The following is a 22,649-nucleotide window of genomic DNA, read 5'->3' as shown; positions in this document are numbered from 1 at the left end:
TGCCGTTGACGAGACCAGCCGATGACTGAGGCGCGACCTGCAGCGAAGCCAACGGATTCGTCAAACGCCGATATGCTCTGGATTCCCGGCGGCGAGTTCCTGATGGGCTCGGACCACCACTATCCCGAAGAGGCGCCGGCGCACCGCGTCGTCGTCGGCGGCTTCTGGATGGATCGCTCGACGGTCACCAATGCCGAGTTCAGGCGCTTCGTCGAGGCCAGCGGCTATGTCACGCTGGCCGAGCGTCCAGCGAATGCCGCGGACTATCCCGGGGCCAGTGCAGAATCATTGGCGCCGGCTTCAGCCTTGTTCGTTAGGCCCTCGCGCGGCATCGATCGCAACAATCACTACAACTGGTGGGCCTACGTCCGTGGCGCGAACTGGAGGCACCCACGCGGCCCCGCCAGCGGGCTGAAGGGGCTCGACAACCATCCCGTCGTGCACATCGCCTATGAGGACGCGGAAGCTTATGCGAACTGGGCGGGGAAGGCTCTGCCGACCGAGGCCGAGTGGGAGTTTGCCGCACGCGGCGGGCTGGACGGCGCCGAATTCGTCTGGGGCGACGAGCTGACCCCCGGCGGCCGGCATATGGCCAACACCTATCAGGGCGAGTTCCCTTTCCGCAACGATTGCGAAGACGGCTACGAATGGACTGCGCCAGTCGGCTCGTTTCCGGCAAATGGCTACGGGCTCTATGACATGGCGGGTAATGTCTGGCAGTGGACCACCGACTGGTACCAGGAACATCGCCGGATCGAGAGCCCTTGCTGCACGATGCAGAATCCGCGCGGCGGCGAGCGTGAGGCGAGCTTCGATCCGCTGACACCCGACGTCAAAATTCCACGCAAGGTGACCAAGGGCGGGTCCTTCCTGTGCGCCCCCAGCTATTGCCGACGTTATCGCCCGGCCGCTCGCATGGCGCAGCCCGTGGATACATCCACTTGTCACCTGGGTTTTCGATGCGTCGCGCGTCCGTCGTGAGAGGAGGGCGCAGCGTGCTCTATGGGCATCGCGGCACCGGGAGGTCCAAACCGGCGCGCCGGCGGGTTGCAGCAGCCATATCGGCCGTATTCCTTACGCTCACGGCGTGCGGAACTGGACCCGAAGGGGTTCTGGCGCCGATCTCCGCGAGCCTGGTTTCGCCGGCGGCATCGGATGTGACGATGTTGGTCGCGACCAGCCGCAAGCCTTCCGGCGACCCGGCGACCTTGTTCACGGGCGAGCGCAGCCCGGCGCTTTCGTTGACCGACCTGACCATCTCGATTCCGCCGAACCGTGCGCCCGGCACGGTCGAGTGGCCGAAAAAGCTGCCGCCAGACCCCCAAAAGGATTTCGCGGTCCTTGCCGCAAGAAACCTGTCGGTTCCCGAGGCTCACAAATGGCTGCATGCTCACAATTCGAACGGCCATGTTCTCGTCTTCGTGCATGGCTTCAACAACCGCTATGAGGATTCGGTCTTTCGTTTCGCGCAGTTCGTGCACGACTCGCGGGCGAGCGTCGTGCCGATCCTTTTCACATGGCCGTCGCGCGCGAGTGTGCTTGGCTACAACTACGACAAGGAAAGCGCGAATTTCTCGCGCACTGCGTTCGAGCGGACGTTGAAGGCCTTGGCCGACGACCGCAGCGTGACGGACGTCACTGTCATGGCCCACTCGATGGGCACCTGGCTCGCGATGGAATCGCTGCGGCAGATGGCGCTGGAGGATGGGCGCGTTTCGCCCAAGATCAGGAACGTCATCCTTGCGTCTCCCGACCTCGACGTGGATGTCTTTGGTCGCCAGTGGACCGAGCTTGGGCCGAAAAAGCCGAAGTTCACCATCACCGTCTCGCGGGACGATCGGGCGCTTGCCGTCTCGCGTCTGATTGCGGGCAATGTCGACAGGGTGGGGCAGGCCGATCCGTCGAAGGAGCCGTACAAATCGAAGCTCCAGGCGGCTGGAATAACCGTGCTTGATCTGACCGACGTAAAGACCGCAGATCGCTTGAATCACAGCAAGTTCGCTGAAAGTCCGGAGATCGTCCAATTGCTCGGCGCGCAACTTGCTTCCGGCCAGACCTTGACGGATTCCAGAGTGGGGCTTGGCGACGAACTCGGCCTTGTGGTTGCCGGCACGGTCGACACGATCGGTAACGCCGCGGCAAGCACGGTCAGCGCGCCCGTCGCGGCCATTGAAGGAAAAACGAACAACGCCCCGCCAGATGAGCTCGAGACGATCCTGAAGGGCGATGCGACGACCCAGTGATCGTGTTAGGTGGCGTAACGGCGGGCCGCAGCGTGACATCGCTAGCCGGGCAGAGCGATATCGGGCGATTGGGAGGTGACCAGCCTTCAGCGCCCGAGAGGCAGGATTCTGTCGCTCTTTTTGCTAGCCAGACACGATGAACAACCGGCTGCCGCCCTAGCGCGGGCGGGGAGTGGGTGCAAGTTGGGCGACAAGCTGAAATTGGCTGGCTTGAGCCGTACCCAGCTCTTAAGAGGTTTGCCGATGCATGGGCCAGTGAACGCTGCGGCGGAAGCCTCCTGTCGGCCCCGGAGTGCGATGTGGACGACGTATCGCTGGATTCTGCCTGCCGCTTTTGCTAGCGAGGCAGGATGAGCAACCGATTGCCGCCCGCCTGGGCAAAGCACCTCAAGACGCAGCCCTCGTCGAGGGCGGTATCGCCGAAAGCTGCACCACCCAAAGCCCAGCCGAAAGCTGGTTCGCCCCGTAGTCAGGCCGACGATATGCTGTTGAGGCAGGCGCTCGAGCTGCAAAAAGCCGAGCAATTGCCGGAGGCCGAGGAACTCTGCCTCCAGGTTCTGGCGCGTACGCCAAACCACCCATTGGCTTTCTACATCCTGGGAACCCTCGGCATCGGATACGACAATGAGAAGGCCTTGCGGTACTTTGCCCGTGCGGTCGCAGAGGAGCCGCGAAATCCTTATTACCACCTCAGCCTCGGTGAAACCTATCTGAAGCTCAGCGAATTCACGCCGGCAATCAGGCACATTCAGCAGGCCTTGGCTTTGAAGCCGGATTTGGTGGAAGCTCTTTGCGCCTTGGGCGATGCCTACAACTCGTTTGACAAGGGAGAAATGGCGCTGCCGCTTTTTGAGAAGGCGCTCAAGATCGACCGAGATCACCCTCTGGCCCGAATCGGGCTACCCCGAGCGCTCACAAGCCTCGGACGCATGGACGAAGCAGCACTTCACCTGAAGGAGGCGATAGACCGGCGCATTGCCGTGCCTGCGGCCTACAACGCACTTGTGCGCACACGCAAGTACGCGGAAGAGCCGCCAGAGCTAGCGGTGATCCTCAGGGAGCTTGAGGACCCTGCCCGCATGCCTGAGGAAGCGGCAGCGCTCCATCACGCCGCCGGAAAGGTTCTCAACGACCTCCATCGCTACAAGGAGGCGATGGACCACTTCAAGCAAGGAAATCAGGCCGGGGGCCAAAAATTCGACGTGGGAAGCTACCGTCGCTGGGTCGATGCCATGATCGAAACCTTCACGCCCGAACTGGTGGCTTCAATGGCCGCTTATGGCAATCCCTCGGAGGTGCCTGTATTCATTGTCGGCATGCCCCGCTCGGGCACGACGCTGACGGAGCAGATTTGCGCCAGCCATCCTCATGTTCATGGCGCCGGCGAGCTCAGCAAGCTTAGACGAATTGCCAATGCGATAGGCCTCAAAGACAGCCCCGATGCAAGCCTCGGCAAATCGGTCGCGGCGATCACTCCCGAACTGACCAAGACCCTGGCAGCAGAGCATCTCGCCTATCTGCATGAGCGAGCGCCCGCCGCGCTCCGAATCGTCGACAAGATGCCCCACAATTTCGAGTTGATCGGACTGATCGGCGTTCTGTTTCCCAGCGCGCGCATCATTCATTGTCGCCGCGACGCCATCGACAATTGTATTTCCTGTTTCGTCCTGCAGTTCAACGAGGCGCATAGCTATAGCGCAGATCTCGAAACACTAGGGCTCTACTACAGGGAATATGACCGTCTGATGCGGCATTGGAGCAAGGTTCTTCCGGGACGCATCTTCGAAAACCACTACGAGACATTGATCGAGAACCAGGAGGAGCAGTCGCGCCGCTTGATAGATTATCTCGGGCTGCCCTGGGACGAAGCCTGCTTGCGTTTCTTTGACAGGGCTGGCTCAGTAAACACCTATAGCAATTGGCAGGTCCGCCAGCCGATCTACAAGTCGTCGGTCAAGCGATGGAAGAATTACGAAAGCGAGATCCAGCCCCTGATCGACGCTTTGGGAGATCTAGCCGACACCTGAGCTTGGCTTCGGTCTGCGGTCCGATTTCCAACGGTGATTGCCCGTCAGTCGTAGCAGCTTGATCTAATGGCCACTTCACACAAAAAACCCGGCGGTTGCCCGCCGGGTTTTCGATTTAATCAGGGAGTGCCTGTTAGAACGAGCGCTGGAAGCGGAGCAGACCGCCGACGCTGTTCTTCTTGTCGGCGCCGGTGAAGTTGACGGTCGAGGAGTGATCCGCGTTCCACTCGTCGTACTTGCCGAAGTGATCCCAGTCGACTTCGGCCGTGACCGTGAAGCCGGGGACGATGTCGTAAGCGACGTTCGCCGCCACGCCATAGTTCTTGTCCTCATCACCCGACACCTGGAGGTTGAACGAGGTCTTCTCGTTGAACTTGTAGGTGCCGCCAGCCCAGAACGCCCAGTTGCCGCCCCAGATCTTGTAGAAGCCGCGGTCACCAGCCGGGATGGCATAGCTCGAGTCGTTGAGGTTGTCGTCGCTGCCATAGCCGAACATGCCGAACAGCGAGATCTGGTCGTTGACGTTGACGTCCAGGCGGACCTTGCCGGCGACTTCCTCGTAGTTGCTGTCGTAAGCGACGACGCCGGTGATGGCGCCCCACCCTTGAGTCCACTTCACGCCGCCAACGACATGCGGAACGTAGCTGTCGATCGTGCCGACAACACCGGAACCCTCTTCGAGCGAGACCACCGCCGAGAAGCCGTTGCCGGCGTCGAAATAGTACTGGACGACGTTGGTGTCGAAATCGCCGTAGGGGACGATCGTATCCTGGATGACGTTGCCGGCGTAGCCGATGAATGTATCGAAGGCCGATTCGTCCTTACCGACGCGCAGGCCACCAAGCTGGATCCAGGCGAAGTTCAGCGAGACGTTCTTGTTGCCGGCGGCATTGCCGAGCGGATGCACAACGCCGGCGGTGTCGGTGCTGACCGCGCCGTAGCCGTTGCGGTTGCCGAAGTTGAAGCGGGTCTCGGTGTAGGTCTTCAAGGTGCCGAGCTCGGTCTCCTGGCCGGTCCAGGTCTTCAGCGTGAAGCGGGTATTCTTGTAGAAGGTGCTCTGCTCATCGCCGTCCTGATGGTCGAACGACTTCGCTCCGTCGAACGAGCCGACGTCGCCGACGCCGATGTCGTAACGGACATAGCCGCCGATGCGCAGGCAGGTCTCGGTGCCGGGAATGTAGAAGTAGCCCGAGCCGTACACGTCGCAGATCTTGACGTATTCAGCCGGTTCCGGCTCGGCGACGGTCACCGCGTCGGCGGCGCGGGCGCCGGAAACTGCGATCAGGGCCGCAGCTGAGCCGAGAAGAAGGCTCTTGATGTTCATTTTCTGACCTCCAGTCAGAATCGGACGGAAGCGATGCGAACTTTCGACCAAAATTATGGGCAATGCCTTGTTATTGCGCTCTTCTTCGTGCGGCGGAGCGAAGGGCGTCTGCCGGGTGATTGCGTGTACCGTTTCCGGTCTACGATGACGCTCCAATGAAGGCGCCTCTGCTGGCTCGAAAAGGCCGCATAAGTCACGATTCGCCACGTCTGGGCCGATGCGATGCCGATGCTCCACCGCTTTCAGAGGCTGCCGGCCTAACGATTTTTCGGCGATTATGGCGCCGGCTTGTTGATTGTGCCCACGCTTTTCTTTATCCAGCGGCGCGACGGAGAGGTGGCCGAGTGGTCGAAGGCGCTCCCCTGCTAAGGGAGTAGAGGTCAAAAGCTTCTCGTGGGTTCGAATCCCATCCTCTCCGCCATCCTCCCCTGCGCTGTGCGCAACAAGCCTCCCTTCGCAAGGCGATTCTGCGGCAAGAACCGGTCAGGGCGACTCGCCGGGACGCCGCAATTCCGGCCGTTAACCGCCGGATTCGGCCGGGCCGCGAGCCTCATTGGTTAACGAGAGCTTTCGGAGTGAGGCCAAATCGTGTCATTTGTGCAACAACATCCGGGGATAGCGCCCGGATAGGGCTTTCGCCGATACGATCATGGTTGAACGCCGCCATCGCCTGGGTAAAGGTCATGTTCGAAGGAGCGGCGCGGTGCGCATCTTTTTCGGTAAGTGGGGATGGGGCAGGGAACGCTGTCCTTCAGCAAAAAATACCCAGACCCGTTTTTTAACTTTTGACTGGAGGTCAGAAAATGAACATCAAGAGCCTTCTTCTCGGCTCAGCTGCGGCCCTGATCGCAGTTTCCGGCGCCCGCGCCGCCGACGCGGTGACCGTCGCCGAGCCGGAACCGGCTGAATACGTCAAGATCTGCGACGTGTACGGCTCGGGCTACTTCTACATTCCCGGCACCGAGACCTGCCTGCGCATCGGCGGCTATGTCCGTTACGACATCGGCGTCGGCGACGTCGGCTCGTTCGACGGAGCGAAGAACGTCGACCATCAGGACGGCGACATTCATAGCACCTTCTACAAGAACGCCCGCTTCACGCTGAAGACCTGGACCGGCCAGGAGACCGAGCTCGGCACGTTGAAGACCTACACCGAGACCCGCTTCAATTTCGGCAATAATAACCGCGGCGCCTCCTTCACCCCGGCTTCTGGTACGGGTACTACTGCGACTCCCGCCGTGGTTGCCGACAATCCGGCCGGCTTCAAGGGCGTTTCGCTGAACTTCGCCTGGATCCAGCTTGGTGGCCTGCGCGTCGGTAAGGACGAATCGGCCTTCAACACGTTCATCGGCTACGCCGGCAACGTCATCCAGGACACGATCGTTCCCTACGGCGATTTCGACACCAACGTCGTGCAGTACTACTTCGATGCCGGCAACGGCTTCTCGGCCGTGGTCTCGCTCGAAGAAGGCGCGGGCACCAAGGGCACCATCGACAGCTACGTCCCGCATGTCGTTGGCGGCGTGAAGTGGACTCAAGGGTGGGGCGCCATCACCGGCGTCGTCGCTTACGACAGCAACTACGAGGAAGTCGCCGGCAAGGTCCGCCTGGACGTCAACGTCAACGACGCGATCTCGCTGTTCGGCATGTTCGGCTATGGCAGTGACGACAACCTCAACGATCCGACCAACGTTATTCCTGCGAACGGTCGCGGCTTCTACAAGCAGTGGGGCGGCAACTGGGCATGGTGGGCTGGCGGTACCTACAAGTTCAACGAGAAGACCTCGTTCAACCTCCAGGTGTCCGGTGACGACGACAAGAACTACGGTGTTGCGGCAAACGTCGCCTATGACATCGTTCCCGGCTTCACGGTCACGGCCGAAGTTGATTGGGACCACTACGGTCACTTCAACGATCCGGCCAGCTTCACCAACGTGAACTGGACTGGTGCCGACAAGAAGAACAGCGTCGGCGGTCTCCTCCGCTTCCAGCGCTCCTTCTAAGGGCTGGACTGTTACAACTGGAATCCGGCCCGGGCGTCTCCACGCCCGGGCCGTTTTGTTTTCGCGATTGGTCGAAGCAAACGAAAGGATGGGGGTGAAACGGTAAGCTGATCGGGTCTGTGGAGCGACTTTGTGGGATCCGCCACTGGCGGATGTGGTCGGCCGCAAGATTCGAAAACTCTTGAAAGGACATCTCCGAACGGTTAGGGCTGAAAGCTTAACCACAGGGGGTGTGGCTAAAAATGTCGAACGAAGCGATTCAAGAGGGGGACCCCTCTGGTCATTTTGCGGTATTTTCTTCTCAGAATTCGAAGTTTAGGTACACCTACAACAAGATCCGGGAAGTAAAATCGCACAGGATCGGGGAACTCTTTGCAGCATACCGGGATATACTCTGGGATGATGGGCGACATAAATACAATGTCAGCTCTTTCATCGGTGAAATAGACGAGATCCTACTCGGAGAACGTTTCAGCACCTTTGACCAGAACACCCTGGACAATCTTATCGGTACCTTGCGCCAGCGCGGGAACAGCAACGCAACCATCAATCGCAAGATGGCTGCCCTCAGCAAGCTGCTGCGCAAGGCTCATAAGATGGGAGATATCCACAGCCTGCCTGAGTTTCGCCGCCAGAAGGAGCGGGCGGGACGGATTCGTTTCCTCGAAAGGGATGAAGAGGCAAGGCTGTTCGCGGCGATCAGGAGCCGCAGCGAGGATGCCTACCGGCTTTCCGTCTTCCTGGTCGATACCGGATGCCGTCTCGGCGAGGCGCTCGGCCTGATCTGGAACGACATCCAGGAGCATCGCGTCTCCTTCTGGATCACCAAATCCGGCCGCAGCCGCACCATTCCAATGACCGAACGGGTCAAGGAGGTGATCAAGCTGCCGCCCAACACCGAAGGACGCCGGCCGAAGGGCCCGTTCACCAAGCTCAGTCAGGCGCAATACCGCGCCATCTGGAACGAAGCGAAGGCGGAAGTCGGCCTCGGCGCCGACGAGCAGGTGGTGCCGCACATCCTGCGTCACACCTGTGCTTCCCGCCTCGTTCAGGGCGGCATCGACATCAGGCGCGTCCAGATGTGGCTTGGTCACCAGACGCTGTCGATGACCATGCGTTACGCGCATTTGGCCACCAACGATCTCGATGGCTGCGTCGTCGTTCTCGAGAAGCCGCGCGGCGAAGAAGCGTCGTCGCGCTCGGCGGAGAGTTCTGTGTTTGCGTCTCCGTTGACCACGCCATCTTCGTCAAAGTCGGCGCGTAAGCCAAAGAGCGAAGCTGTCAAGGCGGTCGGCAAAAGTTCCAAGGTGAAGTAGCGCTGGTTCCCCCTTCTCCCCTTGTGGGAGAAGGTGTCGCCGAAGGCGACGGATGAGGGGTGCTCCAGAAGACACCAGCCTCTCACTTCGCTGGAATACCCCTCATCCGTCTCGGCGCTGCGCGCCGATCCACCTTCTCCACAAGGGGAGAAGGGAGGCATGCGCTTGCTCGCCGAACCCACCTATACTGCCGCGGCGCCTCGACACCCCGCTCTGATCTTCGGTTTTACTTGGAGATAACCTCACGCTCGGCGCGATCGAGGAATGCGGCGATCTTTCCGGGCAGATCGCCGGTCTCAAGGAAGGGTGCATGACCCTGGCCCTCGACGGTGGCCGATTCCATCCTGGGATGACGCCTGCCCATCTCCTCAAATGTCGCCACGGACAGAAGTTTCGAGTTTGCGCCGCGAATGGCAAGCAGCGGCACGGTGGCCAAGCCATCGAACTGCGGCCACAGATCCGGCAACGGCTTGCCGAAATCGATGCCGGCCAGCGTGTCGGCCAGCGCCGGATCGAAATCCGGCACCCAGCCGGCCTCCGTCTCGCGGCAGATTGCCCGGACCATCCGGGCCCAGTCGATGTCGGTGAGCGCAGGGAAATCGACGCCATGCACGCGCCGCTGGGCATCCGCCGCCTCGGCGAACATCTTCGGTTTCGGCGCGCGGTCGAGATAGGAGCGGATATGGGCCAGCCCCTCCGCCTCGATCACCGGCCCGATGTCGTTCAGGACGATGGCCTTCAGCACGGTCGGCTTCAGTGCCCCAAGCACATGGATGATCAGCCCGCCACGCGACGTGCCGACGAAGGCTGCCTGCTCGACGCCGAGCGCCGCCATCCCGGCAAGCACGTCGCCGGCTTCGACCCCGACATTATAGTGGCCGATATCGGGATCGTAGTCCGACTGGCCCCGGCCACGGTAGTCGAACGCGATGACCTTACGGGGGATATCCACCTTGCTGGAAAGATGCAGCGCCAGCTCATGGAAGTCGCGGGCATTGCGGGTGAGGCCCGGCAGGCAGATGACCGGCCAGCCGACGGTGTTCGCCTCGCCATAGATCCGGGCATGGAGCTTCAGGCCGTCAGCTGCGGGATAGAAGAAGTCGGAGAAACCTTCGTCGCTCGCCATCGGAGTGCCGTCCTCGCTGCGGGGTGACCGACAGCTACAGGCGAGGGCAGGGATCGTCAAATAGGAGACTCTTCCCCTTCTCCCCTTGTGGGAGAAGGTGGCCTCGCGAAGCGAGGTCGGATGAGGGGTGTTCCAGGGAACGCCAACGTCTCACTCCGCTGGAGCACCCCTCATCCGTCTCGGCGCTGCGCGCCGATCCACCTTCTCCCACAAGGGGAGAAGGGAAGGACGCCGCCTCAACTCCGCCCATTCACAAGGTCGCCCACGATGTCGTATTTCCCCGAAATGCGCATCTTGTAGACCTCGTAATTCTCCATCACGCGCTGCACGTAACTTCTTGTTTCCGTGTAGGGAATCCGCTCGATCCAGTCGACGACCGCATCCACGTCCTTGCCGCGCGGATCGCCGTATTTCGCCACCCACTGGGCGGCGCGGTTGGGGCCGGCATTGTAGCCGGCGAAGGTCAGCACATAGGAGCCGCCGAAGCGGTCGAGCTGCTCGCCGAGGAAAGCCGAGCCCAGCGTCGCGTTGTAGCCGGCATCGCTCGTCAGCCGCGCCTGCGAGAAGCTCATGCCCGCCTTCTTCGCCAGCTGCTTGGCCGTGCCCGGCATCAACTGCAGCAGGCCGCGAGCCCCGGCGCTGGAAACGGCGCCGACATTGAACTCGCTTTCCTGGCGGGCAATGGCGTAAGCAAGCGCCTTGCCGGATCCGGAGATATTGGCCGTATCGGGAATGACACCCAGCGGATGCGACAGCGCGCCCACATCGATGCCGCGCTGGGCGGCGATCTTGCCGACCTTCAGCGCCATGAAGTGATTGCCCTGCTTTTCCGCCAGCACCGCAAGCAGGGCCAGCTCGCCCGGGCTGGTCAGCTGTCCGGCAAGGTCGCGGTAGAGCGTCTCCGCGTAGCGGTCATAGCCCGCTTCCTGCAGCCGCTTGATCGCGCTCACCGCCTCGCGCCCGTCAAAGCTCTGGCGGTCGGCCGCGCTCGGTTTCGGGTAGGCGATGTTGAGTGTCCTCAACCCCACGCGCTCGCCCGCGAGCTGGCCATAGAAGGTCGTGCCGTAGCTGGCCGCGCGCGTGAAATACTCCTTGGCGCTGCCCGGACCGCCGACTTCGGCCGCGCGCCCGAGCCAGTAATAGGCGCGCGACAGCGACACCGGTCCCTGGGCGAGCTCGGCAATGCGCTTGAAGTGGGTGGCGGCGGTCATCGGATCGTTGAGGCCGCGCAGCGCGTACCAGCCGGCATGGAATTCGGCCTCGGCGGCATTGGCCGGGCTTTCGGCCGCATGCATGGAGACGATTCTGTAGGCGGTCTTCATGTCACCCTGGTCGACCAGCTCGCGCGAGAGCACACGCCGTTCCACCCACCAGGCATCGGGGTCGACCAGCGAATCGCGGTCAGTCGGCGCCTTCATCACGACAGCAGCGGCGTCGGCGAATTTCTGCTGCTTGCGCAGATATTCCGCCTCGGCGAAGAAATAGCCGGCCGAGCGCTGCGCCGCGGGCACCGCCTTCAACAGCTTGGCGGCGTTCTTGTCGCCCTTGTCGGCAGCCGCCCACGCATCCGCCAACGGCTGCGCCCCGGCGAGCCCGGCGACGCGTAGCGCCGAGGACGGCCGGTCGGCATAGAACATGCGCTCCATGCGGTAGCGATGGTCGGCCGCGGGGATCAGCGTGCCGAACTCCTTGATGATGGCGTTCTCATCCTTGGTTTCCAGTTTCTCGCTGCGCCAGAACGGCACCAGCACCGCGCGCGCCGCAGCCTGGTTGCCAAGCGCCACCTGCGAGCGGACGAGGATGATGACGCCCTCGGGCGTCAGCGGCTGGCTGCGGCCGAAAGCCTGCACCACCACTTGCGGCGGCGGATTTTCGCGATAGAGCGCACGTTCGCTGTTCCTGCGCAGCGCGATCGTGCCCGGCCACCCGGGCAGCATCTTGGCGGCATCGGCAATCTCGCCGCTCGGCACCTGGTCGCCCCCATAGAGCGCGATCGCCCAGGCCAGGATGTGCCGGTCGAGCGAAGTGGCGGGCAGCGTGTCGCGGGCATTGCGCGCGCCGGCAATGTTGTTGGCGGCAAGCGCGTCGAGGCCGCTCTTCAGTTGCGCGATGTCGGAGAATGGGGCGGTGGGGCCAGGCGCCTGCGGCGCATCGGGCATGGGGATAGAGGCCGTAGCGCGCGCGTCGACGCTGGCGCCGATCGCCATGGTGGGCGTCAGCGCGACGATCGCGCCAAAAAGCGCGAAGAGATGAGGCCGCCTCGTCGGCATGGTTGCAATCCTAGCACATCGTCAGCAGGCGCGGGCAGTTGAGAACCCGATGCGAAGCCTAGACTTAGGTCGTGAAGGGCCCGTAAACAAAAGGTTATCGAGGCCGTTCGAATTGCGCTTGCTGGCACTACGCCGATGCTTGCCGCTAAACCATGTCGAGACTATGGTGCGCGGCTTCGCTTTCGGTTAGAAGGCGCGCAAGCAAAACAGACGTATGTCGCCCAAAAGTGGGAACCGGTTTTGGGATAACGACATGCGTAAACAGACAAAGTTCCAAGGAGTTTGGAAGATATGCTGAGAGGCTCGCTGACCGCGCTCGTCACACCGTTCGAAAAGAGCGGGCGTTTCGACGAGAAAGCCTTTCGCGCTTTCATCGAATGGCAGATCGCCGAGGGCACCACGGGCCTCGTCCCGGTCGGCACCACAGGCGAGTCGCCGACGCTGTCTCATGAGGAGCACCGCCAGGTCGTGAAGGTCGCCATTGAGGTGGCCAAGGGCCGTGTTCCGGTCGTCGCCGGCGCCGGCTCAAACAACACCGAGGAAGCGGTCGGCCTTGTGAAGTATGCCGAACAGGCCGGCGCCGATGCCGCCCTTGTCGTCACGCCTTACTACAACAAGCCGACGCAGCGCGGCCTTTACGCGCATTTCGCCGCCGTCGCCAAGGCGACCAGGCTGCCGATCATCATCTACAACATCCCGCCGCGTTCGGTGATCGACATGACGCCGGAGACGATGGGCAGGCTGGCGCACGACTTCAAGAACATCGTCGGCGTCAAGGATGCGACAGGCAAGGTCGAGCGCGTCTCCGAGCAGCGCATGACCTGCGGCAAGGACTTCATCCAGCTCTCCGGCGAGGATGCGTCCGCGCTCGGCTTCAACGCCCATGGCGGCGTCGGCTGCATCTCGGTGACATCGAATGTCGCGCCGCGGCTCTGCGCCGAATTCCAGGAAGCGACACTCTCCGGCGACAGTGCCAAGGCGCTCGAGCTGCAGGACCGGCTCTTGCCGCTGCATAAGGCGATCTTCATCGAACCCGGCCTGTGCGGCGCCAAATATGCGCTCTCGAAGCTTGGCAAGGTCGAAAACGTAGTGCGTTCGCCGCTGGTGACGATCGAGGCCTCGACGGCCGAAAAGATCGACCAGGCGATGAAGCACGCCGGCTTGATAAATTAGGGATGAGGCGCCACCTCTCCGCATTATGAATCAAGTCAAGAAAGCCGACCCGAACAACAGGACGGTCGCCGAAAACCGCAAGGCGCGCTTTTCCTACGAGGTGCTCGACACGATCGAGACCGGCTTGGTGCTGACCGGCACCGAGGTCAAGTCGCTGCGCCAGGGCCAGGCTAACATCCAGGAGAGCTATGCTTCCGCCGAGGGCGGCGAGATTTGGCTGATCAATTCCTATCTGCCGGAATATCTGCAGGCCAATCGCTTCAACCACGAGCCGCGCCGGCGCCGCAAATTGCTGGTGTCGAAGCGCGAGATGGCCAAGCTGTCGCAAAGCGTCGAGCGCGAGGGCATGACGCTGGTGCCGCTGAAGATCTATTTCAACGACCGCGGCCGCGCCAAGCTGCTCTTGGCGATCGCCCGCGGCAAGAAATTGCACGACAAGCGCGAGACCGAAAAGCAGCGCGACTGGTCGCGCGAGAAGGGCCGGCTGCTGAAGGAGCGCGGCTGAGCTTCCGAGCCGGCCGAAAAAAGCCACCGGCCAGGTTCTTGGTTCAGGCCTAACAGCATTTCGGACGGGGGTGGGTCTTGGGGAAGCGGATCGTTTTCTGGGGCCTGGCCAGTGTGATTGTCGCCTGTGCCGTCGCGGCCGGCGCCTATTTCTGGTTCCGTGGCTTTTCGCCGGATCGAGAGGAATTCCCGATCCGGGGCATCGACGTCTCGCATCATCAGGGCAAGATCGACTGGCGGCGCGTCGCGGCCGACGATGTCGCCTTCGCCATCATCAAGGCCACCGAAGGCGGCACCCATGTCGACACCCTGTTCGCGACCAATCTGCGCGAAGCCCGCGCGGCCGGCCTCGCGGTCGGCGCCTATCATTTCTTCACCTTCTGCCGGCCGGGCGCCGACCAGGCGAAGAATTTCATTGCAGTGGTGCCGCGCGGCGAGCCGCTTTTGCCGCCGGTGGTCGACATCGAGTTCGGCGGCAACTGCCCGCAACGGCCGTCGCCCGAGCAGTTGAACACCGAACTTGCCGCTTTCCTCGGCCCGGTCGAGGCGGCCTTCGGCAAGCAGGCGATCTTCTACCTGACCGATGAGGCGGCCGACGCCTATTCCGCAACCATCATCGCGCGCCAACGCTGGCTGCGTTCATTAGCGATCAGGCCGCGCGAAAACGACTGGATCTATTGGCAGTATCACAATATGGGCCGCGTCGACGGCATCGAAGGCGATGTCGATCTCAACGTGCTGAAGGGCAGCCGCGAGACGCTGGCCGGGCTGTTCGCGCCGACGCCTTGAATGCCCGCGCCGCTGAAACGTTCACGATCGGCCCGGCGCCGGTTCACTGAGACGTCTGCTGGCAATACGTCCTCCGATCGCTGACAAGCCCATCCCGGCGGCCATGATGGCTATGGCTGCGAACTGGATCGTCATCGGCGTTTCGCCGAGTACGGCCATGCCGACAACCACCGTGGCGATCGGTATGCCGGGCAGGAACAGCGATGCCGGCTGCGGCCCCAATTGCCGGACGATGTAGGTATAGAGGAACATGGCCGCCGCGCCGGCCAGAATCCCCTGGATCACGATCTGACCGATGATTTCCCCGACGGCCGCTGCATGGATTTGGCTTGGCGCCAAGAGATAGAGAACCGGCAGCGGCAGGCAGGACAGGAGCACCACCGCGGCCGTCGCCGTGACGGGATCGGCGCGCCAGCGTCTGACAAGAACGGCATAGGTCGAGAACATCAGGCCCGATCCGATGAAAAGCATGTCGCCGAAGAGAACGCTGCCTGTTCCCTCGCGCGCCGGCGCGAGGAACAGGAACAGGCCCGCGATGATCGCGAGGACGCCGATGGTCCGTTGCCGCGAAGCGCCGTCGTGGAAGACGAAGCGCGACAGCAGGAACGAGAAGAAGACGATTGACGCGGGGCAGAGCGCCGCCGCATGGGCGGCAGGCGCATAGGTCAGGCCCCAATTGATGATCAGCGGATAAGGCAATCCGGCCAGCGCCGCCAAGGCCAAGGCTCGTCGCCAGCCAAGCGCTCTCATGCCTGCGAGGCCACCGCGCCAGGCGATCGGCAGAAAGACCACCGCGGCGCCGCCAAAGCGCAAGACGGCTAGGTCCGTCGCCGTCAGATGCTCCCGGAGGCTGAAGCGGGCGGCGACGAATTGGATGGCATAGATGCCGATCATGGTCAGGCCGGCGAAAATCGCCAGTGTCGTGCTTCCCGAGTCTCTTTCGCTTGCCACACTGTCACCCATATGTCGTCCGGGCGGACCACCGGCACGATGAAAGTGCAGGCTATTGTTCAGTTCACTGTGTTGAAATACGCTCCTTTTTGGAAATCGTAGCGATATTCACGCTAGAAGGGGCGTTCTGAAGTGAATCCGGAAGCCAGCGATCTCGACGCGGTCGACCGCAATCTTCTTCGGCTGCTGCAGGAAGATGGGCGTCGCACCACACTTGATCTGGCGGCGCGAGTCGGCCTGTCGCCGACCGGCACCAGCCTGCGCGTGAGGCGGCTGTTTCGCGAAGGTTACATCACTGCGGTCAGGGCCGTGCTCAATCCGGCAAAGATCGGGCGTGGCACGCTCGTCTTCATCGAGGTTCGTCTCGACCATACGGCGCCGCATATTTTCGAGCGTTTTGCCGAAGCGGTGATCAAGGCGCCCGAGGTTCTCGAGTGCCATATGGTTGTCGGCGGCTTCGACTATCTGGTGAAGGCGCGCATTTCTGAGATGGCTGCCTATCAGGATTTTCTGACCCGGGTCATCCTGCCGCTGCCCGGCGTGAAGGAGACGCACACCTACGCCTCGATCGGCGACGTGAAGCCGGATGCGCTGCTGCCGGTATGAGCGGGTGGGCAGCGCACCTAAGGTGGTTTGGGTCTAGCCCTGCAGGAACGTCGCGATCTCGCTGAACACGCTGACGAACATCTCTTCCGTCAGCACGCCCGTATTGGTGTTGTAGCGCGAGCAGTGATAGCTGGAAAACAGCGCGATGCCGCCGGCCTCCTGCTTTCCGCCGTGGCGGAACGGAACGGCCGCGACGCGCTCGCCCAGCGCCCGCACCGTCGACTGATGCGCGATCGAACCCAGCGTCAGAATGGCGCGTAGGTTGGGGAAGCGCGCGATGGTGGGTTTCAAAAAGGTCCGGCAGGTGGCGATCTCGGCGCCGACCGGCTTGTTCTCCGGCGGCACGCAGCGCACCGCATTGGTGATGGCCGTGCCGACCAACTCCAGCCCGTCATCCGGCCGCGCCTTGAACTCGCCGCGCGCCAGGCCATGCGCGATCATCGTGCCGTAGAGCAGGTCGCCGGCATAGTCGCCGGTGAAGGGGCGTCCCGTCCGGTTGGCGCCGCGCAGGCCGGGCGCAAGCCCGACAATCAGCAGCTTGACCGAATCCTCGCCTTCCGGCGGCAGGAAAGTCGGCACCGGCGCGTTGAACCAGCTTGGCTCACGCTCGCGCCATGCGGCAATGAAATCATGCAGCCGCGGGCAAAGCGGGCAGTCGCGGCTGGGTTCGGGGGAGGGCGCGGCGCTCAAGGCCGCCGCCCGTCAGTAATCGTCCTCGTCGACTTCGGCCGGTTCCGGCCGGCGCACCGGCCGCTCGGACGGATCGCGGCCGACTTCGCTCTTCAGCGTCATCAGGTCGATGAAATGGTCGGCCTGGCGGCGCAGATCGTCGGAAATCATCGGCGGCTGGGAGGCCATGGTCGAAATGATGGACACCTTGCGGCCACGCCGCTGCAGCGCCTCGACCAGCGTGCGGAAGTCGCCGTCGCCGGAGAAGATCACATAATGATCGACGACATCGGCAAGCTCCAGCGCATCGACGGTCAACTCGATGTCCATGTTGCCCTTGATCTTGCGGCGGCCGGTCGAGTCGGTGAATTCCTTGGCGGGCTTGGTCACCACCTTGAAGCCGTTATAGTCGAGCCAGTCGATCAGCGGCCGGATCGAGGAATATTCCTGGTCCTCGACCAGCGCGGTGTAATAATAGGCGCGTAAGAGATAGCCGCGCTTCTGGAAGCTCGATAGAAGCTTGCGGTAGTCGATGTCGAAGCCCAGCGCGCGCGACGTGGCGTAGAGATTGGCGCCGTCGATGAAAAGAGCGATCTTTTCACGGGGATCGAACATTGAAAAAACATCCCTTTCAAAAATTTCTGTCGTCTAAAAGCGTCGACGGATAGGTCCCACAAACGCGCTTGCTACCCGTCACATCCGAGATAACGCGCAATTTATGGATATCCAAGGGCACGGCCGGCATTGCAAGCAATTGTGATCGCGACTATGTGAGCCGCATCATGACGTGGCGCGATGATGAGCCGGGCAACGGCCCGTAAAGCTGGCGCCGCCGCCATAAAGCTTGTATTTCGCCCGCGCCCGCGTTATGGAGCGCGCCAGCTTTCCATCAAATCCATCGCATGAAAGGGGCAGCCCATGGCCCGCGTAACCGTTGAAGATTGCATCGACAAGGTCGACAACCGTTTTGAACTCGTGCTGCTCGCCGGCCATCGCGCCCGCCAGATCAGCCAGGGCGCGCAGATCACCGTTCCGCGCGACAATGACAAGAACCCGGTCATCGCGCTGCGTGAGATCGCCGACGAGACGCTCTCTCCCGACGACCTCAAGGAAGACCTGATCCACTCGCTGCAGAAGCATGTCGAGGTCGATGAGCCGGAAGCCGAGGGCGAGGCGATCACCGACCAGACCGGCGCGACCGCTGTCGCGGCCGACGCCGACGATGCTGAGGAGAACATCGCTTTCGACCGCATGAGCGAGGAAGACCTGCTCGCCGGCATCGAAGGCCTGGTGCCGCCGGAAAAGAGCGACGACTACTAAGAGCTTTGATAATTCTACTCAGCCGGCCGCCTGGCGCGGTTTTCTGCGCTTCCGGTGCTCACGGACCTGAATGTCCGCTCCGCTCCGGTTCTCGAAAACCACACCATGCGACTCGGCTGAGCGAATTCTGAGAAGCTCTTCCGGTAACTTGCCTGGATCAAGCATCCGGCACTTCCGTATCTTAGGTTTCGTGGCTATCTATGGGATGCGTCGCACCTTGGTGCGGCGCATCAATCATTTTAGCACCGCGAGATCCCGCCCATGATGCGTCAGTATGAGCTTGTCGAGCGCGTGCAGCGCTACAAGCCTGACGTCAACGAGGCGCTGCTCAACAAGGCTTACGTCTATGCCATGCAGAAGCATGGCCACCAGAAGCGCGCCTCGGGCGATCCCTATTTCTCGCATCCCCTCGAAGTCGCCGCCATCCTGACCGAGATGCATATGGACGAGGCGACCATCGCCGTTGCCCTGCTGCATGACACGATCGAGGACACCACCGCGACCCGCGCCGAGATCGACGAGCTGTTCGGCCCCGAAATGGGCAAGCTGGTCGAGGGCCTTACCAAGCTGAAGAAGCTCGACCTCGTCTCCAAGAAGGCCGAGCAGGCGGAGAACCTGCGCAAGCTCCTGCTCGCGATCTCGGAGGATATTCGCGTCCTTCTGGTCAAGCTCGCCGACCGCCTGCACAACATGCGCACGCTCGACCATATGCCCGAGTCCAAGCGACTGCGCATCGCCGAGGAGACGATGGACATCTATGCGCCGCTCGCCGGCCGCATGGGCATGCAGGGCATGCGCGAGGAGCTTGAGGAAATCGCCTTCCGCTACATCAATCCGGAGGCCTATCGCGCCGTAACCGCGAGGCTTGCCGAGATTTTCGAACGCAACAGGGGTGTCCTGCAGGAGATCGAGACGGCGCTGTCCGGCCTGTTCGAGAAACACGCCATCAAGGCGAGCGTGAAGAGCCGGCAGAAGAAGCCATGGTCGGTGTTCCGCAAGATGGAGGCCAAGGCGCTCTCCTTCGAGCAGCTCTCCGACATCTTCGGGTTCCGCGTCGTGGTCGATTCGGTCGACGACTGCTATCGCGCGCTTGGCGCCATCCACACCACCTGGTCGATGGTTCCGGGCCGTTTCAAGGACTATATCTCGACGCCCAAGCAGAACGACTACCGCTCGATCCACACCACCATCGTCGGCCCGTCGCGCCAGCGCGTCGAATTGCAGATCCGCACCAAGGAGATGAACAAAATAGCCGAATACGGCGTCGCCGCCCATTCGATCTACAAGGATACCGGCGGCAAGATGAACGGCGCCGGCCATGCGATCTCCAAGGAGACCAACGCTTATGCCTGGCTCAGGCGCACCATCGAGCAACTGGCCGAGGGCGACAATCCTGAGGATTTCCTCGAGAACACCAAGCTGGAGCTGTTCCAGGACCAGGTATTCTGCTTCACGCCCAAGGGCATGCTGATCGCGCTGCCGCGCGGCGCCACGCCGATCGACTTCGCCTATGCCGTCCACACCGATGTCGGCGACACCTGTGTCGGCGCCAAGGTCAATGGCCGCATCATGCCGCTGATGACGGAATTGAAGAATGGCGACGAGGTCGAGATCATCCGCTCCAAGGCGCAGGTGCCGCCCGCCGCCTGGGAATCGGTCGTGGTCACCGGCAAGGCGCGCGCTGCCATCCGCCGCGCCACCAAGAACGCGATCCGCAAGCAATATTCCGGTCTCGGCGCCCGTATCCTGGAACGCGCCTTCGAGCGCGCCGGCAAGACCTTCACCAAGGAGAGCCTGAAGCCGGTTCTGCACCGGCTGGCGCGCAAGGATATCGAGGATGTGCTGGCTTCCGTCGGCCGCGGCGAGCTGAGCTCGACCGACGTCATGAAAGCGGTCTTCCCCGACTATAAGGACGAGCGCGTCACCGTCGCGCCGCCCAAGCAGCGCGAGGAAGGCTGGTCGAAGATCCGCAACGCCGCCGGCATGCTGTTCCAGATGCCCGGCACTCGGGCCGCGCGCAAGGGCAAGGACCAGCCGCGCGACGGCGCCGTGCCGATCCGCGGCGTGCGCGGCGACCTGCCGGTGCGCTTCGCGCCGGAAGGCGCCGTGCCCGGCGACCGCATCGTCGGCATCATCCAGCCCGGAACCGGCATCACCATCTATCCGATCCAGTCGCCGGCGCTGCAGGCCTTCGACGACCAGCCCGAGCGCTGGATCGACGTGCGCTGGGACATTGACGAACGCACCAAGGAACGTTTTCCGGCGCGCATCTCGGTCACCGCCATCAACGCGCCTGGTTCGTTGGCCGACATCGCCCAGGTGGTGGCGTCCAACGACGCCAACATCCACACGCTGTCCATGATACGCACGGCGCCCGATTTCACCGAGATGCTGATCGATCTCGAAGTCTGGGACCTGAAGCACCTCAACCGGCTGCTGTCGCAGCTCAAGGACAATTCGAGCGTCAGTGACGCGCGGCGTGTGAATGGGTGAATAGTGAATAGTGAATAGTGAAAAGTGAATAGTGAATAGTGAATAGTGAATAGTGAATAGTGATAGCAGGTGCTCTCACTACCATTCACCATTCATCACTCGCCAAAGGGGGCATGGAGCAACAATGAACACTGACGAAGTGCTGGGCATTTTCCGCGAGGCCGGCGCCGTTCTCGAAGGGCATTTCATCCTGACATCCGGCCTGCGCAGCCCGGTCTTCCTGCAGAAGGCCCGCGTCTTCATGCATGCCGACAAGACCGAGCGCCTGTGCAAGGCGCTGGCCGAGAAGATCCGGGAAAGCGTGCCCGGCAGGATCGACTATGTCGTCGGCCCGGCCATCGGTGGCCTGATCCCAGCCTATGAAACCTCGCGCCACCTCGGCGCGCCGGCCATCTGGGTCGAGCGGGAAGGGGGCGAGTTCAGGCTGCGCCGCTTCGAGATCGACAAGGGCTCGCGCGTCGTCATCGTCGAGGACATCGTCACGACCGGCCTGTCGATCCGCGAGACAATCGACTGTTTGCGCGAGATCGGCGCCGAGGTCGTCGCGGCCGCCTGCATCATCGACCGCTCGGCCGGCAAGACCGATGTCGGCGTGCCGCTGATCGCGCTTGCCGAATATGAGGTGCCGGCCTATCCCGCCGACCGCCTGCCGCCGGAACTCGCCGCCATCCCGGCAATCAAGCCGGGAAGCCGCAATATCTGAGAAGCGTCCGGACAGATGGTCTCGCCCTTCGTTTGAGGACTGGAAGCGCGCGACTGCTGTTCAGCAGGTTGATTGGGGCGATGGCCTCCTCCTCCGTTAGGAAGACAAGAATCCCTTGGTTCGTGGCGACAGGCATGCCTGTCGCCCGGTCCCAGATCAAAAAACGGCCTGACGGATCGAGAAGATAATCGGCGCAAACCGGATTTGCTGCTTCGATCGCCCCGCGAACCCTCGTTGGAATGAAGTTTTCAACTTGTGGATCGGCCGCTATCTCAACGCCCGCTCCCATGGAGGCGAGGAATGGATGGACCTCGGCGACCCACTCGAAGGTACCATGTTCGCCATCATATTCCATTCGTGTGAATGTGCCTCTGAATTCACGGTATCGATTCATGTCGGATCTCCTGCGAGGATGATGCTAACGCTTCGTGGACACGGACGGCGGGGCATGCGGGCGCGCGGATCGCTCAGGGCACGGCGAGCCCGGCCGCCATCGTTACCGCAAGGCCGGTGAGGATAAGGCCGGACAGGAGATCGAAGACGCGCAGATTGGCTCGGTTGCGGAGCAGTGAAGCCATGATGCCGCCGCCCGCCGCATAGCCATAGCAGTAGAGTGCCGACATCAGGATCAAGGCAGTGACGAATTCGAACCTTGCGCCGGAAGTGGCGAAGGACCGGCCGAGCGCCGCCGGGACAAGCAGCAGCTCGATATAGGTCAGCGGATTCATCCAGACCGCGCCCATGACGCGGGCGACGCAGGAGCGGTCGCTCTCGCTCTTGCCGGAATGATCCTCGACACATTTGGCCGCAGAGGCGGCGCGGAAAGATTGCAGCGCGAACCATGCCACTGCCGCCAGGCCAATCCAGGAGAGCGTGGTGCGGAAGGCCGGATCGAGCTGGGCGATCGAGCCGCCCAACAGGCATGAGGCCGCGATCAGGGCGGCATAGGTGCCCCACACCAGGCTCGCAACGAGCATGGCGCGCCTGCGCAGCAGACCCTCGCGGATAATCAGCAGATTGTTCGGCCCGATCGAAGCGATCGAAGCCATGCCGAGCGCCAGCCCGGCCTGAAATCCGCTCGCATTCACCAGGCTCATGGCATTTCCTCCAGCGATGCATGACCGCGTCTATC

Annotated in this window: 19 protein-coding genes, 1 tRNA gene and 1 pseudogene; 13 read left to right on the top strand and 8 right to left on the bottom strand. The window is 62.4% G+C overall.

Features of this window, described 5'->3' with window-relative positions:
- The first annotated feature begins 72 nt into the window (after positions 1–72).
- The 3 genes and pseudogenes from EJ069_RS14895 to EJ069_RS14885 all read left to right on the top strand — a co-directional run bounded on the left by EJ069_RS14895 (position 73) and on the right by EJ069_RS14885 (position 4,270).
- Positions 73–981, top strand: a complete 909-nt coding sequence (locus EJ069_RS14895) for a formylglycine-generating enzyme family protein (protein ID WP_245456570.1) — start codon at positions 73–75, stop codon at positions 979–981.
- Positions 960–2,180, top strand: a pseudogene (locus EJ069_RS14890) (alpha/beta hydrolase); the annotation flags it as partial. The gene EJ069_RS14895 and the pseudogene EJ069_RS14890, both read left to right, overlap by 22 nt.
- A 413-nt stretch (positions 2,181–2,593) precedes the next feature.
- A complete protein-coding gene (locus tag EJ069_RS14885) occupies positions 2,594–4,270 on the top strand; it encodes a sulfotransferase (RefSeq protein ID WP_126061927.1) in 1,677 nt (558 codons plus the stop codon).
- Positions 4,271–4,403: 133 nt separating this feature from the next.
- Here EJ069_RS14885 and EJ069_RS14880 read toward each other — a convergent pair whose 3' ends face one another.
- Positions 4,404–5,594, bottom strand: a complete 1,191-nt coding sequence (locus EJ069_RS14880) for a porin (RefSeq protein ID WP_126061926.1) — start codon at positions 5,592–5,594, stop codon at positions 4,404–4,406.
- Positions 5,595–5,924: 330 nt separating this feature from the next.
- Between EJ069_RS14880 and EJ069_RS14875 the strand changes: the two genes are divergently transcribed.
- The 3 genes from EJ069_RS14875 to EJ069_RS14865 all read left to right on the top strand — a co-directional run bounded on the left by EJ069_RS14875 (position 5,925) and on the right by EJ069_RS14865 (position 8,913).
- Positions 5,925–6,015: transfer RNA gene (locus EJ069_RS14875), tRNA-Ser, on the top strand.
- Positions 6,016–6,397: 382 nt separating this feature from the next.
- Entirely contained in the window at positions 6,398–7,597 is a 1,200-nt protein-coding gene (locus tag EJ069_RS14870; RefSeq protein ID WP_126061925.1) for a porin, read from the top strand.
- 242 nt (positions 7,598–7,839) lie between these two features.
- The gene (locus EJ069_RS14865; RefSeq protein WP_126061924.1) at positions 7,840–8,913 is read left to right on the top strand and encodes a site-specific integrase; all 1,074 of its coding nucleotides are present in this window, start codon (positions 7,840–7,842) and stop codon (positions 8,911–8,913) included.
- 226 nt (positions 8,914–9,139) lie between these two features.
- On the opposite strand, the gene EJ069_RS14860 is transcribed toward EJ069_RS14865, so the two are convergent.
- Both EJ069_RS14860 and EJ069_RS14855 read right to left on the bottom strand, forming a co-directional pair.
- Positions 9,140–10,039 (bottom strand): alpha/beta hydrolase, encoded by a 900-nt coding sequence (locus EJ069_RS14860; RefSeq protein ID WP_126061923.1) that lies wholly within the window; start codon positions 10,037–10,039, stop codon positions 9,140–9,142.
- Positions 10,040–10,275: 236 nt separating this feature from the next.
- Positions 10,276–12,309: a lytic transglycosylase domain-containing protein gene (locus EJ069_RS14855; protein WP_126061922.1), complete on the bottom strand. Its 2,034-nt coding sequence runs from the start codon at positions 12,307–12,309 to the stop codon at positions 10,276–10,278.
- Between the two features lie 291 nt (positions 12,310–12,600).
- Here EJ069_RS14855 and dapA point away from each other — a divergent pair, with 291 nt between their 5' ends.
- The 3 genes from dapA to EJ069_RS14840 all read left to right on the top strand — a co-directional run bounded on the left by dapA (position 12,601) and on the right by EJ069_RS14840 (position 14,775).
- Entirely contained in the window at positions 12,601–13,482 is an 882-nt protein-coding gene (gene dapA / locus EJ069_RS14850) for a 4-hydroxy-tetrahydrodipicolinate synthase (protein ID WP_126061921.1), read from the top strand.
- Positions 13,483–13,507: 25 nt separating this feature from the next.
- Positions 13,508–13,987, top strand: coding sequence for an SsrA-binding protein SmpB (smpB, locus tag EJ069_RS14845; RefSeq protein ID WP_041002108.1), 480 nt, complete (start codon positions 13,508–13,510; stop codon positions 13,985–13,987).
- Positions 13,988–14,064: 77 nt separating this feature from the next.
- Positions 14,065–14,775 carry a GH25 family lysozyme gene (locus EJ069_RS14840; protein ID WP_126061920.1) on the top strand — a complete coding sequence of 237 codons (711 nt, stop codon included), beginning with the start codon at positions 14,065–14,067 and terminating at the stop codon, positions 14,773–14,775.
- Between the two features lie 21 nt (positions 14,776–14,796).
- On the opposite strand, the gene EJ069_RS14835 is transcribed toward EJ069_RS14840, so the two are convergent.
- On the bottom strand, positions 14,797–15,726 hold the full coding sequence (locus EJ069_RS14835; protein WP_126061919.1) for a DMT family transporter: 930 nt from the start codon (positions 15,724–15,726) through the stop codon (positions 14,797–14,799).
- Positions 15,727–15,858: 132 nt separating this feature from the next.
- Here EJ069_RS14835 and EJ069_RS14830 point away from each other — a divergent pair, with 132 nt between their 5' ends.
- A complete protein-coding gene (locus EJ069_RS14830) occupies positions 15,859–16,332 on the top strand; it encodes an Lrp/AsnC ligand binding domain-containing protein (protein ID WP_126061918.1) in 474 nt (157 codons plus the stop codon).
- A gap of 33 nt (positions 16,333–16,365) precedes the next feature.
- Here EJ069_RS14830 and EJ069_RS14825 read toward each other — a convergent pair whose 3' ends face one another.
- Positions 16,366–17,022, bottom strand: coding sequence for a uracil-DNA glycosylase (locus EJ069_RS14825; RefSeq protein ID WP_126061917.1), 657 nt, complete (start codon positions 17,020–17,022; stop codon positions 16,366–16,368).
- Positions 17,023–17,034: 12 nt separating this feature from the next.
- Positions 17,035–17,616 carry an NYN domain-containing protein gene (locus EJ069_RS14820; protein ID WP_040984251.1) on the bottom strand — a complete coding sequence of 194 codons (582 nt, stop codon included), beginning with the start codon at positions 17,614–17,616 and terminating at the stop codon, positions 17,035–17,037.
- Positions 17,617–17,919: 303 nt separating this feature from the next.
- Here EJ069_RS14820 and rpoZ point away from each other — a divergent pair, with 303 nt between their 5' ends.
- From rpoZ to pyrE, 3 genes are all read left to right on the top strand, one after another.
- Positions 17,920–18,321: a DNA-directed RNA polymerase subunit omega gene (gene rpoZ, locus EJ069_RS14815; protein WP_042637845.1), complete on the top strand. Its 402-nt coding sequence runs from the start codon at positions 17,920–17,922 to the stop codon at positions 18,319–18,321.
- 261 nt (positions 18,322–18,582) lie between these two features.
- The gene (locus tag EJ069_RS14810; RefSeq protein WP_042637846.1) at positions 18,583–20,814 is read left to right on the top strand and encodes a bifunctional (p)ppGpp synthetase/guanosine-3',5'-bis(diphosphate) 3'-pyrophosphohydrolase; all 2,232 of its coding nucleotides are present in this window, start codon (positions 18,583–18,585) and stop codon (positions 20,812–20,814) included.
- Between the two features lie 124 nt (positions 20,815–20,938).
- Positions 20,939–21,517: an orotate phosphoribosyltransferase gene (gene pyrE, locus EJ069_RS14800; protein ID WP_126061916.1), complete on the top strand. Its 579-nt coding sequence runs from the start codon at positions 20,939–20,941 to the stop codon at positions 21,515–21,517.
- On the opposite strand, the gene EJ069_RS14795 is transcribed toward pyrE, so the two are convergent.
- Together EJ069_RS14795 and EJ069_RS14790 are read right to left on the bottom strand one after the other, a co-directional pair.
- Complete coding sequence (locus EJ069_RS14795; protein WP_126061915.1) at positions 21,492–21,911, bottom strand: hypothetical protein; 420 nt, start codon at positions 21,909–21,911, stop codon at positions 21,492–21,494. The two genes, pyrE and EJ069_RS14795, sit on opposite strands and share 26 nt — an antisense overlap.
- A gap of 73 nt (positions 21,912–21,984) precedes the next feature.
- Complete coding sequence (locus EJ069_RS14790; RefSeq protein WP_126061914.1) at positions 21,985–22,614, bottom strand: LysE family transporter; 630 nt, start codon at positions 22,612–22,614, stop codon at positions 21,985–21,987.
- Positions 22,615–22,649: the final 35 nt, after the last annotated feature.

The sequence above is a fragment of the Mesorhizobium sp. M2A.F.Ca.ET.043.05.1.1 genome (assembly GCF_003952445.1).
Lineage (GTDB): Bacteria > Pseudomonadota > Alphaproteobacteria > Rhizobiales > Rhizobiaceae > Mesorhizobium.
This window is presented reverse-complemented; position numbering and strand designations above follow the sequence as displayed.

Excerpts from the sequence above, each read along its gene's own strand:
- EJ069_RS14870 (WP_126061925.1), top strand. The coding sequence starts at position 6,398 with ATGAACATCAAGAGCCTTCTTCTCGGCTCAGCTGCGGCCCTGATCGCA.
- dapA (WP_126061921.1), top strand. The coding sequence starts at position 12,601 with ATGCTGAGAGGCTCGCTGACCGCGCTCGTCACACCGTTCGAAAAGAGC.
- EJ069_RS14895 (WP_245456570.1), top strand. The coding sequence starts at position 73 with ATGCTCTGGATTCCCGGCGGCGAGTTCCTGATGGGCTCGGACCACCAC.
- EJ069_RS14810 (WP_042637846.1), top strand. The coding sequence starts at position 18,583 with ATGATGCGTCAGTATGAGCTTGTCGAGCGCGTGCAGCGCTACAAGCCT.
- smpB (WP_041002108.1), top strand. The coding sequence starts at position 13,508 with ATGAATCAAGTCAAGAAAGCCGACCCGAACAACAGGACGGTCGCCGAA.
- rpoZ (WP_042637845.1), top strand. The coding sequence starts at position 17,920 with ATGGCCCGCGTAACCGTTGAAGATTGCATCGACAAGGTCGACAACCGT.
- EJ069_RS14855 (WP_126061922.1), bottom strand. The coding sequence starts at position 12,309 with ATGCCGACGAGGCGGCCTCATCTCTTCGCGCTTTTTGGCGCGATCGTC.
- EJ069_RS14795 (WP_126061915.1), bottom strand. The coding sequence starts at position 21,911 with ATGAATCGATACCGTGAATTCAGAGGCACATTCACACGAATGGAATAT.
- EJ069_RS14885 (WP_126061927.1), top strand. The coding sequence starts at position 2,594 with ATGAGCAACCGATTGCCGCCCGCCTGGGCAAAGCACCTCAAGACGCAG.
- EJ069_RS14880 (WP_126061926.1), bottom strand. The coding sequence starts at position 5,594 with ATGAACATCAAGAGCCTTCTTCTCGGCTCAGCTGCGGCCCTGATCGCA.
- EJ069_RS14820 (WP_040984251.1), bottom strand. The coding sequence starts at position 17,616 with ATGTTCGATCCCCGTGAAAAGATCGCTCTTTTCATCGACGGCGCCAAT.
- pyrE (WP_126061916.1), top strand. The coding sequence starts at position 20,939 with ATGAACACTGACGAAGTGCTGGGCATTTTCCGCGAGGCCGGCGCCGTT.
- EJ069_RS14865 (WP_126061924.1), top strand. The coding sequence starts at position 7,840 with ATGTCGAACGAAGCGATTCAAGAGGGGGACCCCTCTGGTCATTTTGCG.
- EJ069_RS14860 (WP_126061923.1), bottom strand. The coding sequence starts at position 10,039 with ATGGCGAGCGACGAAGGTTTCTCCGACTTCTTCTATCCCGCAGCTGAC.
- EJ069_RS14790 (WP_126061914.1), bottom strand. The coding sequence starts at position 22,614 with ATGAGCCTGGTGAATGCGAGCGGATTTCAGGCCGGGCTGGCGCTCGGC.